The sequence below is a fragment of the Xanthomonas boreopolis genome (assembly GCF_046529185.1).
Classification (GTDB): domain Bacteria; phylum Pseudomonadota; class Gammaproteobacteria; order Xanthomonadales; family Xanthomonadaceae; genus Pseudomonas_S; species Pseudomonas_S boreopolis.
The window spans coordinates 774794-786967 of the sequence record NZ_CP097162.1; the positions used below are offsets into that span (position 1 = coordinate 774794).

At 68.8% G+C, this 12174-nt stretch carries 12 protein-coding genes; 10 read left to right on the plus strand and 2 right to left on the minus strand.

Going from position 1 to position 12174, the window contains the following annotated elements:
• Positions 1–67 precede the first annotated feature (67 nt).
• The 3 genes from M3M27_RS03525 (at position 68) to M3M27_RS03535 (ending at position 2677) form a co-directional block, all read left to right on the plus strand.
• Positions 68–1075 (plus strand): methionine ABC transporter ATP-binding protein, encoded by a 1008-nt coding sequence (locus M3M27_RS03525; RefSeq protein ID WP_140727264.1) that lies wholly within the window; start codon positions 68–70, stop codon positions 1073–1075.
• Entirely contained in the window at positions 1072–1770 is a 699-nt protein-coding gene (locus M3M27_RS03530; protein ID WP_140727262.1) for a methionine ABC transporter permease, read from the plus strand. The genes M3M27_RS03525 and M3M27_RS03530 overlap by 4 nt, the downstream gene beginning before the upstream one ends.
• Before the next feature lie 103 nt (positions 1771–1873).
• Positions 1874–2677 carry a MetQ/NlpA family ABC transporter substrate-binding protein gene (locus M3M27_RS03535; protein ID WP_140727260.1) on the plus strand — a complete coding sequence of 268 codons (804 nt, stop codon included), beginning with the start codon at positions 1874–1876 and terminating at the stop codon, positions 2675–2677.
• A 164-nt stretch (positions 2678–2841) separates the two neighbouring features.
• On the opposite strand, the gene M3M27_RS03540 is transcribed toward M3M27_RS03535, so the two are convergent.
• Complete coding sequence (locus tag M3M27_RS03540) at positions 2842–3516, minus strand: OmpW/AlkL family protein (protein ID WP_140727257.1); 675 nt, start codon at positions 3514–3516, stop codon at positions 2842–2844.
• A gap of 152 nt (positions 3517–3668) precedes the next feature.
• On the opposite strand from M3M27_RS03540, the gene M3M27_RS03545 reads away from it, so the two are divergent.
• The 5 genes from M3M27_RS03545 to M3M27_RS03565 all read left to right on the plus strand — a co-directional run bounded on the left by M3M27_RS03545 (position 3669) and on the right by M3M27_RS03565 (position 9612).
• Positions 3669–4223, plus strand: a complete 555-nt coding sequence (locus tag M3M27_RS03545) for a DNA-deoxyinosine glycosylase (protein WP_434027948.1) — start codon at positions 3669–3671, stop codon at positions 4221–4223.
• A gap of 95 nt (positions 4224–4318) precedes the next feature.
• A complete protein-coding gene (locus tag M3M27_RS03550) occupies positions 4319–5089 on the plus strand; it encodes a DUF2884 family protein (RefSeq protein WP_434027172.1) in 771 nt (256 codons plus the stop codon).
• A 96-nt stretch (positions 5090–5185) separates the two neighbouring features.
• A complete protein-coding gene (gene aceF / locus M3M27_RS03555) occupies positions 5186–6904 on the plus strand; it encodes a dihydrolipoyllysine-residue acetyltransferase (protein ID WP_434027173.1) in 1719 nt (572 codons plus the stop codon).
• A gap of 99 nt (positions 6905–7003) precedes the next feature.
• Positions 7004–8800: a dihydrolipoyl dehydrogenase gene (lpdA, locus tag M3M27_RS03560; RefSeq protein WP_434027174.1), complete on the plus strand. Its 1797-nt coding sequence runs from the start codon at positions 7004–7006 to the stop codon at positions 8798–8800.
• A gap of 119 nt (positions 8801–8919) precedes the next feature.
• Positions 8920–9612 (plus strand): DUF6624 domain-containing protein, encoded by a 693-nt coding sequence (locus M3M27_RS03565; RefSeq protein ID WP_434027175.1) that lies wholly within the window; start codon positions 8920–8922, stop codon positions 9610–9612.
• Positions 9613–9662: 50 nt separating this feature from the next.
• Here M3M27_RS03565 and M3M27_RS03570 read toward each other — a convergent pair whose 3' ends face one another.
• Positions 9663–10478: a hypothetical protein gene (locus M3M27_RS03570; protein WP_140727237.1), complete on the minus strand. Its 816-nt coding sequence runs from the start codon at positions 10476–10478 to the stop codon at positions 9663–9665.
• A 457-nt stretch (positions 10479–10935) separates the two neighbouring features.
• Here M3M27_RS03570 and M3M27_RS03575 point away from each other — a divergent pair, with 457 nt between their 5' ends.
• Positions 10936–11301 carry a hypothetical protein gene (locus tag M3M27_RS03575; protein ID WP_140727403.1) on the plus strand — a complete coding sequence of 122 codons (366 nt, stop codon included), beginning with the start codon at positions 10936–10938 and terminating at the stop codon, positions 11299–11301.
• Between the two features lie 31 nt (positions 11302–11332).
• Positions 11333–12130 carry a F0F1 ATP synthase subunit A gene (gene atpB / locus M3M27_RS03580; protein WP_140727234.1) on the plus strand — a complete coding sequence of 266 codons (798 nt, stop codon included), beginning with the start codon at positions 11333–11335 and terminating at the stop codon, positions 12128–12130.
• Positions 12131–12174: the final 44 nt, after the last annotated feature.

Genomic DNA, 12174 nt, shown 5'->3' on the forward strand with positions numbered 1-12174 from the left:
CCCCGGCGCCGGCCCTGCGCTGGTAGGCTTCACGCCCCCCCCGTTCCCCGACCCGGTTCCCAGCGCGGTGATCCAGTTCCAGCGCCTGCACAAGTCCTATTCCGTCGCCGGCCGCGAGGTCGTCGCCCTGCATCCGCTGGACCTGGAGATCCGGGCCGGCGAGGTGTTCGGCATCATCGGCCATTCGGGCGCCGGCAAGTCCACGCTGATCCGGCTGATCAACCGGCTGGAGGAGCCCAGCGGCGGGCGCCTGCTGATCGACGGCCAGGACGCCACGGCACTGGACCGCGACGGCCTGCGCGCGCTGCGCCGGCGGATCGGCATGATCTTCCAGCACTTCAACCTGCTGTCCTCGCGCACCGTGGCCGGCAACGTCGCCTTCCCGCTCGAGCTGGCCGGCACGCCGCGCGCCGAGATCGACGCGCGCGTGGCCGAGCTGCTGGGCACCGTGGGCCTGCAGGCGCATGCCGGCAAGTACCCGGCGCAGCTGTCGGGCGGGCAGAAGCAGCGCGTCGGGATCGCCCGCGCGCTGGCCACGCGTCCGCGGATCCTGCTGTGCGACGAGGCCACCAGCGCGCTCGACCCGCAGACCACCGCCGCGGTGCTGGCGCTGCTGGCGAAGATCAACCGCGAGCTGGGCCTGACGATCGTGCTGATCACCCACGAGATGGACGTGATCCGCCGCGTCTGCGACCGCGTCGCCGTGCTCGATGCCGGCCACCTGGTCGAGAGCGGGCCGGTGACGCAGGTGTTCCTGCATCCGCAGCACCCGACCACGCGCCGCTTCGTTTCCGAGGCCGAGCACGTCGACGAGGGCGAACTGCACCGCGATTTCGACGCGGTGGCCGGGCGCATCGTGCGCCTGACCTTCCTCGGCGGCGACACCTACCAGCCGCTGCTGGGCCGGATCGCGCGCGATACCGGCGTGGACTACAACATCCTGTCCGGCCGCATCGACCGCATCAAGGACACGCCGTACGGCCAGCTGACCGTCGCGCTGGTCGGCGGCGACATCGCCGCGGCGCAGGCGGGATTCGCCGCCGCCGGCGTGCACGTGGAGGAATTGCGCGCATGAACGCCCCGCTGATCGCCGCCGCGGACGGCTTCTTCCGCAACCTCGATGCCGCCAAGTGGGGCGAGATCGGCCGCGCCACGCTCGACACCCTGTCGATGCTGGCCGGTTCGCTGCCCCTGACCCTGCTGATCGGGCTGCCGCTGGGCGTGCTGCTGTTCCTCAGCGGTTCGCCGCAGCTGCGCCGCCGCCCGGTGCTGCACGGCGTGCTGGCGCTGGTGGTCAACCTGCTGCGCTCGGTGCCCTTCATCATCCTGATGATCGCGATGATCCCGCTGACGCTGGCGCTGATGGGCACCTCGCTGGGCGTGCGCGGCGCGATCCTGCCGCTGGTGGTCGGCGCCGCGCCGTTCTACGCGCGGCTGGTCGAGACCGCGCTGCGCGAGGTCGACCGCGGCGTGGTCGAGGCCAGCCAGGCGATGGGCGCGACCACCCGCCAGCTGGTGTTCAAGGTGCTGCTGCCGGAAGCGCTGCCGGGCCTGATCGCCGGCGCCACCGTGACCACGATCGCGCTGATCGGCTTCACCGCGATGGGCGGCGCGATCGGCTCGGGCGGACTCGGCGACGTCGCCTACCGCGAGGGCTACCTGCGCTCGCGCTCGGATGTCGCGCTGGTCACGGTCGTGCTGCTGCTGGTGCTGGTGCAGGTGCTGCAGATGCTCGGCGACCGGCTGGTGGCGCACTACAGCCGGCGTTGAGCCGGTTCGCCTGCGGGTCGATCCGCCCGTGGGAGCGGTTGAAACCCTTCCACAGGCAGTCTGTTTTGCTACGGTTTCCCACTCTCCCCCCTTGGAATCGCCGATGAAGACCTTCCTGCTCCGTCCGTTGTTGCTGGTCGCCTCCGCGCTGGCGCTGTCCGCCTGCGGCGGCGCGTCGTCCTCCAAGGGCGACACGCTCAGCGTCGCCGCCACCGCGGTGCCGCACGCCGAGATCCTCGACGTGGTCAAGCCGCTGCTGGAAAAGGAGGGCGTCAAGCTCGACGTGCACGTGTTCAACGACTACGTGCAGCCCAACGACCAGGTGGTGCAGAAGCAGATCGACGTCAACTACTTCCAGACCGAGCCGTACCTGGACGCCTACAACCGCGACCGCAAGAGCGACCTGGTGACCGTGGTCGGCGTGCACATCGAGCCGTTCGGCGCCTACTCGCGCCGCTACAAGTCGCTGGCCGAGCTGCCGCAGGGCGCGGACGTGGTGATCCCCAACGACCCGAGCAACAACAGCCGCGCGCTGATCCTGCTCGACAAGGCCGGGCTGATCAAACTGAAGGATCCCGCCAATGCGTTGTCGACCCAACGCGACATCGTCGAGAACCCCAAGGGCCTGAAGTTCCGCGAGCTGGACTCGGCGATGCTGCCGCGCGTGCTCGACCAGGTCGATCTGGCGCTGATCAACACCAACTACGCGCTCGATGCCGGCCTCAATCCCACCCAGGACGCGCTGGCGATCGAGAGCAAGGACTCGCCGTACGTGAACTACCTGGTCGCCCGCGCCGACAACAAGGACGACCCGCGCGTGCAGAAGCTCGCCAAGGCGTTGACCAGCCCGGAAGTGAAGGCCTTCATCGAGCAGAAGTACCACGGCGCGGTGCTGCCGGCGTTCTGATCCCGGGCGCGCGACCCGGTTTTCTCCGCGGAAGGCGTGCCCGTATGCGGGCAGCCGGCGCCGGCGCGCACCGCGGCGCCCGGCGTGGAACGGGCGTTCCGGGGCCGCCAAGAAGAAACGGGCCTTGCGGCCCGTTTCTTCCGAGATCGCGATGGACGATGCGGTCAGAACCGCGCGCCGATGCCGACGCCCACGGTCCACGGATCCAGCTTCAGGTCCTGGCCGGTGCCCTCGCCGCCGACGGTGACGTCCGGGCGCGCGTGCATGTAGCGCGCATCGGCACGGGCGAACCAGGTCGAGTTGATGTTCATGTCGACGCCGACCGTGCCGATCGCGCCCTTGGCCTTGTCCACGCCGACCCGGCCGTCGGCGCCCGCCAGCGCGTCGATCTTCTCGTTGCTGAACTTCGACTCGTAGTAGCCCACGCCGACGAACGGGCGGAAGGTGTTGTCGGCCTGGCCGAAGTGGTACTGCGCGCTCAGCGCGACCGGTTGCTGCTCGACCGTGCCGATCTTGCCGGCGTCGCTCTTGACGCGGTGGTTGAACTTGTCGGCCGCGCCCCACAATTCGACCGCCCAGTTGTCGTTGATGAAGTAGCTGGCGCTGATCGTGGGCGCGACATCGCCGTCGAGCTTCTTCACGCCCGTGGCAGGATCGCTCTTCGGCTGCAGGATCGTGGCGCTGCCGACGACGGCCCAGTGCTTGCCCGAAGCGGTTTCGTTGCTGACCGGGTTGCCGTAGATGTCCTGTTGCGCGGTGGCCGTATCCTGCGCGAACGCGGCAGGCGCAAAGGCGAGGGCAGTGACGGTGGCCAGGCTCAGGATGGAAATCGAACGCATGAGGTGACTCCTCTTTCTTCTCGTAGGCCCGTGGAGGTGGGCGCGGCACACCGTAGTCCGGCCGATATGAATCGATGCCGACCCCGGGCGGCACGCCGTCGTTTTCATTCAGCAATTCGCGGGAAAACCCGCGGCGTCGCTGGTTCCATGCCATTGCCGATGTTCATCCAGATGCAGCCATCGTGACGAAGAACACGCTCCTCCAAGGCTTGCCCGCGCAGCTCGACGCGCATTGCCGCGTGCTCGTGCTCGGTTCCATGCCCGGCGCGCAATCGCTGGCGCAATCGCGCTATTACGCGCACCCGCGCAACCGGTTCTGGCCGTTGATGGCGCGACTGCTCCGGTTCGATCCGGCGCTGGATTACCCGGCCAGGATCGCCGCGCTGAAACGTTCCGGCGTCGGCGTGTGGGACGTGATCGGGCAATGCGTCCGCAACGGCAGCCTCGATGCGTCGATCGACCGCGCGAGCATCGTGCCGAACCCGCTGCCGGAGCTGCTGGCCGCGTTGCCCGAGATATCGGTGGTGGCCTGCAATGGCGCGACCGCGGCGCAGGCGTGGCGCCGCCATATCGCACCGCAGCTGGCGGCGTCGCCGCGCGCGCCGGCGGTGCTGGCGCTGCCGTCCACCAGTCCGGCCAATGCGGCGTTCACGCTGGCGCGCCTGGAACGGGCCTGGAGCGCGCTGCTGCCGTACCTGCGCGGCTGAGCGCGGCGCTGCCGGAAGTCATGCCCGCCTTCGGCACGGGCGGCGGGCGGGCGGTCCCGGCAACATGCCGGGTAATGACCACGCGGAGCCGTGCCATGTTGCGATTCCTTGCCGTGTCCACCCTGCTGCTCGCCAGCCCGGCGCTTTACGCCGACACCCGCCTCGGCAATGTCCGCTGCGACGTCGAAAGCGACTACGACCTCACCCTCAACGATCGCAGCCTGATCCTGATCAAGCAGGACGGCGCGCCCCGGCGCATCGTGATGCGCCAGGGCCGGATGTTCGTCGACGACGCGTGGGTGGCGCTGTCGAAGGAGGACGGCGAGCGGGTCGCCGCATTCGAGCGCGAGACGCGCCAGACCGTGCCGCTGGCGCAGGAAGTCGGCCGGCAGGCGGCCGACATCGCGTTGACCGCGCTCGGCGAGGTCGCGGCCGGGTTCAGCCGCGATCCCGCCAGGACCCGCGACCAGCTCGGGCAGGTGCGCGACAAGCTCGACACGCGCCTGCGCCAGGACTTCAGCGGCGGCAAGTTCACCGAGGTGGACATCGACGGCGAGATCGGCTCGCTGGTCGAGGAGCTGCTGCCGCAGGTGATCGGCGATGCCGTCGCAGGCGCGGTGCAGGTCGCGCTGGCCGGCGGCGAACCGCGGTTGCGCTCGCTGGACGGGCTGGACGCACGCATCGAGAAGATCGTCGAACCGCAGGCGCGCAGGCTCGAACCGCTGGCCTTGCGCCTGTGCCAGCGCATGCAGGCGCTAGACGCCCTCGACAATGCGCTGGCGTATCGTCTCCCTTCGGGCGCACCGCTGGATCTGTTGCGCGTGGAACTGAAGTCGCGCGATGCCGGCGATGCCAAAACGGAATGAGGGCCATGCCATTTGCGCAGCTTTCCCGGCAATGGTTGGCGCTGCGCCCGCGGCCGGCCACAATAGGGGTTTCCCATCAGTTGCCGGAGTACCGTAATGGCCGAAATCAAGGAAGCACTTGTCCCCGATATCGGTGACTACAGCGATGTTCCGGTGATCGAAGTGCTGGTGTCGGTCGGCGACACGGTCAAGAAGGACCAGAGCCTGGTCACGCTCGAGTCCGACAAGGCGACGATGGAAGTGCCCTCGTCGGTGGCCGGCGTGGTCAAGGAGATCAAGGTCAAGGTCGGCGACACGCTGTCGCAGGGCAATGTCGTGGCGCTGATCGAAGCCGCCGAGGAAGGCGCCCAGCCGGCCGCGAAGGCCGCCGCCCCGGCGCCCGCGGCGAAGTCCGAGCCGGCCCCGGCTGCGCCGGCGAAGGCCGAGGCCGCCAAGCCCGCCTCCGGCGGCGTGGTCGAGGCGCGCGTGCCGGACATCGGCGACTACACCGACGTGCCGGTGATCGAGGTGCTGGTGTCGGTCGGCGACACGGTCGCCAAGGACCAGGGCCTGGTGACGCTCGAGTCGGACAAGGCGACGATGGAAGTGCCCTCGTCGGTGGCCGGCGTGGTCAAGGAGATCAAGGTCAAGGTCGGCGATGCGTTGTCGCAGGGCAGCATCGTCGCGCTGATCGAGGCCGAGGGCGCCGCCGCGGTGCCGACGCGCGGCGTGGCGTCCGCCGAGACCGGCGCCCAGGTCGCGCCGGTGGCGTACCCGGCCCAGCCCGACCGGCTCGCCGAGCGCGAGATCCGGCAGGAGCAGGCCGCCCCGGTGGCGGCGGCGCCGTCCGCCGGCGCGCCGAGCACCCCGCCGGTCACGTTCGACGCCGACAGCGTGCTGCCGTCGAAGGTCCCGTACGCCAGCCCGGCGGTGCGCGTGTTCGCGCGCGAACTGGGCGTCGACCTGAACCAGGTCAAGGGCACCGAGAAGGGCGGCCGCATCACCCGCGAGGACGTGCAGAAGTTCGTCAAGGCCGCGCTGAGCGGCCGCGTGCCGGCCGCGGCCGGCGGAGCCGCCGCGGCGGGCGGCGGCCTCAACCTGCTGCCGTGGCCGAAGGTGGACTTCGCCAAGTTCGGCGAGGTCGAGACCCAGCCGCTGTCGCGCATCAAGAAGATCTCCGGCGCCAACCTCGCCCGCAACTGGGCGATGATCCCGCACGTCACCCAGTTCGACCAGGCCGACATCACCGAGCTGGAAGAACTGCGCGTGCAGCTCAACAAGGAAGCCGAGAAGGCCAAGTCGGGCGTCAAGCTGACCATGCTGGCGTTCCTGATCAAGGCCAGCGCGGCCGCGCTCAGGCAGTTCCCCGAGTTCAACGCCTCGCTCGACGCGGGCGGCGAGAACCTCACGCTCAAGAAGTACTTCCACATCGGCTTCGCCGCCGACACGCCGAACGGCCTGGTCGTGCCGGTGATCCGCGACGTGGACAAGAAGGGCGTCAACCAGATCGCGCAGGAGACCGCCGAGCTGGCCAAGAAGGCGCGCGACGGCAAGCTCGGCCCGGCCGACATGAGCGGCGGCTGCTTCTCGATCAGCTCGCTCGGCGGCATCGGCGGCACCGCGTTCACGCCGATCGTCAATGCGCCGGAAGTGGCGATCCTGGGCGTGTCCAAGTCCTCGATCCAGCCGGTCTGGGACGGCAAGCAGTTCGCCCCGCGCCTGATGCTGCCGCTGTCGCTGAGCTACGACCATCGCGTCATCGACGGTGCGCTGGCCGCGCGCTTCACCACCTACCTGAGCCAGGTGCTGGCCGACATGCGGCGCGTGCTGCTGTAACGAGGCGCCGCGCCCGCTCCGGCGCCGCCTGGCGCCGCCCCTACACATGCTGCAATACCCGTCGCCGCGACCCGCCGGCGGGGCAATGAGGAGAATCCCATGGCGGAGATCGAGGTCAAGGTTCCGGATATCGGCGACTACAGCGACGTGCCGGTGATCGAAGTGCTGGTGGCCGTCGGCGACACCGTCGCCAAGGACCAGGGCCTGGTGACGCTGGAGTCGGACAAGGCCACCCTGGAGGTGCCGTCCTCGGCGGCCGGCGTGGTCAAGGCCCTGAAGGTCAAGGTCGGCGACACCCTGTCGCAGGGCGACGTGGTCGTGGTGCTGGACAGCGAGGGCGAGGCCGCCGCCAAGCCGGCGCCGGCCAAGGCCGAGGTCCCGACCAGCAAGCCGCCGGTGACCCCGTCGCACCGCGCGCCGGACCCGGCGGTGGTCGCGCAGGCGCTGCCGTCCAGCGGCCGCAAGGCCGACATCGAATGCCGCATGGTCGTGCTCGGTGCCGGCCCCGGCGGCTACACCGCCGCGTTCCGTTCGGCCGACCTGGGCATGGATACCGTGCTGGTCGAGCGCTACGCCTCGCTCGGCGGCGTCTGCCTCAACGTCGGCTGCATCCCGTCCAAGGCGCTGCTGCATGCCGCCGCGGTGATCGACGAGGTCGCGCATGCCGGCGATTTCGGCGTCGAGTTCGGCAAGCCGAAGATCGCGCTCGACAAGCTGCGCGAGTACAAGGAAAAGGTCGTCGGCACCCTGACCAAGGGCCTGGCCGGCATGGCCAAGCAGCGCAAGGTGCGCACCGTCACCGGCGTGGCGAAGTTCGTCTCGGCCAACGAGCTGGAGATCGCCGGCGCCGACGGCAAGACCCAGTTGCTGCGCTTCGAGCAATGCATCATCGCCGCCGGCTCGCAGGCGGTGAAGCTGCCGAACTTCCCGTGGGGCGACCCGCGCGTGATGGATTCCACCGACGCGCTGGAGCTGGCCGAGGTGCCCAAGAAGCTGCTGGTCGTCGGCGGCGGCATCATCGGCCTGGAGATGGCCACCGTGTACAGCGCGCTGGGCAGCCAGGTCACCGTGGTCGAGTTCATGGACCAGCTGATGCCGGGCGCCGACAAGGACCTGGTCAAGCCGTTGGCCGACCGCCTGAAGAAGCAGGGCATCGAGGTGCACCTCAAGACCAAGGCCGCCGGCGTCAGCGCCGACAAGAAGGGCATCACGGTCAGCTTCGAATCGGCCACCGAGGGCGAGAAGCCGGCGCTGGAGCAGGGCACCTTCGACCGCGTGCTGGTCGCGGTCGGGCGCGCGCCGAACGGCAAGAAGATCGATGCCGAGAAGGCCGGCGTGCAGGTCACCGAGCGCGGCTTCATCCCGGTCGACCGGCAGATGCGCACCAACGTGCCGCACATCTTCGCGATCGGCGACATCGTCGGCAATCCGATGCTGGCGCACAAGGCCACGCACGAAGGCAAGCTCGCCGCCGAGGTCGCCTTCGGCGAGAAGAAGGAATGGGTGGCGCGGGTGATCCCGTCGGTGGCCTACACCAACCCGGAAATCGCCTGGGTCGGCGTCACCGAGACCGAGGCCAAGGCCAAGGGCCTGAAGGTCGGCGTGGCCAAGTTCCCGTGGGCCGCCAGCGGCCGCGCGATCGGCATCGGCCGCACCGAGGGCTTCACCAAGCTGATCTTCGACGAGGAGACCCACCGCGTGATCGGCGGTGCCATCGTCGGCGTGCACGCCGGCGACCTGCTGGCCGAGATCGGCCTGGCGATCGAGATGGGCGCCGAAGCCGAGGACATCGGCCACACCATCCACGCCCACCCGACCCTGAGCGAATCGGTCGGCATGAGCGCCGAGGTCTACGACGGCACCATCACCGACCTGTACATCCCGAAGAAGAAGTAGGCGGAACGCTTCCGCCGGACGCGACGACGCCCCGCCTGCCGGGGCGTCGTCGTTCCTGGGGTGCCGGTCCCGGGCGGCGCGGGCATAATCGGCTTTCGACCACGCATGGAGCGGTGCGGATGCGACGGAAGATCGCGATGGCGTTCCTGGCCTGGGCGGGCACGGCCATGGCGCAACCGGCGGACGACCCGGCCCTCGTGGCGGCGCTCGCCCAATGCCCCGGGGCCGCGGAGTTCGTCCGCGTGCATGGCCATCCCTTGCAGCGCAAAGGCCCCGGCACGGAAACCGCGCCGCCGAGCGAGCCGGAACTCCGCCGGCAATTGCTGGACATGGAACGGATCGACCAGGAGGCCCGCAACGGCGATTGGTCGCAAGCGGCGGTGCAGCGGATGGCCGAGGTCGATGCGGCGAACCTTTCCAGGATCAAGCGCATCGCCGCCGACCACGGCGGGCTGCCGGACGTCGCCAAGGTGGGGGAGGACGGCCTGGCTGCCGCGTGGCTACTGGTGCAGCACGCGGACCGCGATCCCGGATTCCAGGCCGACGTGCTGGCGCGGCTGGCGCCTTTGCTCGACAGCGGACAGGTGACGCCCCGCCAGTTCGCGATGCTGACCGATCGCGTGCTGGCCGCGCAGGGCAAGCCGCAACGCTACGGCAGCCAGCTCCTGGCAGTGGACGGGAAGTGGGTTCCCAAGCCGATGGAGGCACCGGAACGGATCGACGAACGGCGCGCCGGGATCGGCGAGATGCCGCTGGCCGACTACATCTGCGTCGCCACGCACCTGATGCCTCCGCCCGCCGCGAATCCGTAGTCCGCGGGGCGCCCGCTGCCGGGCGCCCCGCTTCGCACCCCGCCACCGGTTCAGAAGGCCAGCGTGATGCCCGCCACCGGCCCCTTGAACTCCTGTTTCAGGCCGATGGTCGTCACGGCGTCCTCCTTGCGGTCGACGTCGAGCTTGAACCAGTCGTAGCCGACGAACACGCCGAAGTTCGGCGTGAAGCGGTACTCGACGATCGCGTTGGCGCGGCTCAGGTCGCCGTCGTAGTCGCCGAAGTCGCCCCAGTCGGTGTTGAGGTACTGGCCCTGGATGTTGAACAGCCAGCGTTCGCCCGGATGCGCGGTGAAGCGCAGGCCGACCACCGGCGCGGTGCCGTCCTCCTTCTCGTCGGCGAAGGTGCCGGTATAGAGGTCGCCGAGGTCGGCATAGCCCTTCGCGGACACCTTGGCCCACTCCGCGCCGATCTGCAGGCCGAGGCTGGCGCGGGGCGTGTCCACCACCGAGTAGTCGTAGACCAGGCTGGCCACCTGGTACTTCAGCTCGCCCTTGACGAAGCTGCCCGACGGCACCGTCACGCCGCCGTAGCTGACCGTCTCGCCGAGCGTCTCGCGGCGGTCCTTGTCGTACTTGAAGTAGTCGAAGATCAGGCGCTGGCGCTGGCTGATGCGGAACAGGCCATCCACGCGCGGCTCCCATTCCTTGCCGCCGAACGAGAAATCCTCCGAGCCGGACAGCGATCGCCCGTCGATCTCGGTGTCGCCGCGCAGCGTGTTGTCGTTGTCGATGTTCATCGCGCCCAGGCGCAGCTGGAAACGGTCGTCGCCGTCGGCGGCGTGGGCGAGCGGGATCGTCGCAGCGGCGAGCGCGCATGGCAGGACGAGGGCGAGCAGGTGTTTCATCGGGGGCTCCGTGTTCGATGGCGTGGGCGATCGCGCCCGGAGCCCCGACTATGCAAAGCGCGTTCGTCCAACATCCGTGAAGGTATGGTCTCCCGCTGCCCTCGCGTTCATGGCGGGGTCACGGCGGTGGACGCGTCGTCACGACGGGCCGAATGGAGGCGGATCCGCGCGCGGAGCCTTGCGGATCCCGCAAAAGGAAGCCCCGGTTGCCCGGGGCTTCACGGCCTGCCAAGGAGCTGTCGACGAGGAATGGAAGCAGGCCCGCAAGCTCAGACAGGCCGCTCCGGCAAAAGTTCCGCGCGAAAAAACGCTTACAACGAGCGGGTTTGGCGATTTTGCGCCGCAGCAAATCCATGACTTGTCCCGGTTGTCTCGCAAATTGCGGCATTGCTATAATTTCGCGGCTCGACGAGGCGCATCCGCGTCTTACCTCCATCTTCAGGTCAAAGGAACTCACGTGCTGAACCCCGTGGAAACGGGTCGGCGGCTTATGCTGCGCGCAGCGGTATATCCGTTGGTCGCGGTAGCTATAGCCAGTTTGTTGTTCCTTCTGGTGGGAGGCAGGTACGCGTTCGGCGTCGCGCTGACCGGCATCGCCACCGTCGCCGGTGGCTGGGTCGCGGCGCGTACGGCGCTGGGAGGCGGGGTCCAGGCCGCAGGCGCGGCGATGACCCGGCTGGTCCTGGCGATGGTGCTCAAGTGGGTGCTGGTGATCGTGGCGCTTGCGCTGGGCTTTGCCTGGTGGCGGCTGCCTGCAACGGCCCTGCTGGCGGGTATCGCCGTCGCGATGATCTTTCAGGTTCTGGCCCTGGCCAGACGTTGAACCAAATTCAAGTTAAAGGGCTCCGGACAACATGGCAGGCGAGGCACTGACCCCCACCTCCTACATCCAGCACCACCTGCACAACCTGACCGTTCCGCTCAAGGAAGGCAGCAAGTTCTGGGTGCTGCACGTCGATACGCTGGTGATGGCCGTGCTGATGGGCCTGCTGATGGTGTTCGCGTTCTGGCTGGCGACCCGCAAGGCCACCGCCGGCGTGCCGGGCAAGTGGCAGGCGTTCGTGGAGATCTGCCTGGAGTTCGTCGACCGCCAGGCCAAGGACACCTACCACGGCAGCAGCAAGCTGGTGACGCCGATCGCGATCACCCTGTTCTTCTGGATCCTCCTGATGAACCTCATCAAGATGATCCCGGCCGACTTCATCGTCGCCCCGCTGGGCTGGGTCGGCATCCACGCCTGGAAGCCGGTGCCGACCGCCGACGTCAATGCCACCCTCGGCATGTCGATCAGCGTGTTCTTCCTGATGGTGTTCTTCTCGCTGCGCTCCAAGGGCATCGGCGGCTTCGTCCACGAGTTCCTGACCGCGCCGTTCGGCAAGTGGATGATGCCGTTCAACCTCATCCTCAACATCGTCGAGTGGCTGAGCAAGCCGATTTCGCTGGCGATGCGACTGTTCGGCAACATGTTCGGCGGCGAGATCGTGTTCCTGCTGATCTGGGTGCTCGGCGGCGCCGGCGTGTTCGGCGCGATCGCCGGTGGCGCTTTCGGCTTCGGCTGGATGCTGTTCCACCTGCTGGTCATTCCGCTGCAGGCCTTCATCTTCATGATGCTGTCGATCGTGTACCTGAGCCTGTCGGAAGACAGCCACTGAGTTTCGCTGCACCCTTCATCCGCTTCATCACCCTTAAGCAACTT

Bases quoted from the DNA above. Each gene is read 5' to 3' on its own strand.
- M3M27_RS03565 (WP_434027175.1), top strand. From the start codon at position 8,920: ATGCGACGGAAGATCGCGATGGCGTTCCTGGCCTGGGCGGGCACGGCC.
- M3M27_RS03540 (WP_140727257.1), bottom strand. From the start codon at position 3,516: ATGCGTTCGATTTCCATCCTGAGCCTGGCCACCGTCACTGCCCTCGCC.
- M3M27_RS03550 (WP_434027172.1), top strand. From the start codon at position 4,319: ATGTTGCGATTCCTTGCCGTGTCCACCCTGCTGCTCGCCAGCCCGGCG.
- M3M27_RS03535 (WP_140727260.1), top strand. From the start codon at position 1,874: ATGAAGACCTTCCTGCTCCGTCCGTTGTTGCTGGTCGCCTCCGCGCTG.
- M3M27_RS03570 (WP_140727237.1), bottom strand. From the start codon at position 10,478: ATGAAACACCTGCTCGCCCTCGTCCTGCCATGCGCGCTCGCCGCTGCG.
- M3M27_RS03530 (WP_140727262.1), top strand. From the start codon at position 1,072: ATGAACGCCCCGCTGATCGCCGCCGCGGACGGCTTCTTCCGCAACCTC.
- atpB (WP_140727234.1), top strand. From the start codon at position 11,333: ATGGCAGGCGAGGCACTGACCCCCACCTCCTACATCCAGCACCACCTG.
- aceF (WP_434027173.1), top strand. From the start codon at position 5,186: ATGGCCGAAATCAAGGAAGCACTTGTCCCCGATATCGGTGACTACAGC.
- lpdA (WP_434027174.1), top strand. From the start codon at position 7,004: ATGGCGGAGATCGAGGTCAAGGTTCCGGATATCGGCGACTACAGCGAC.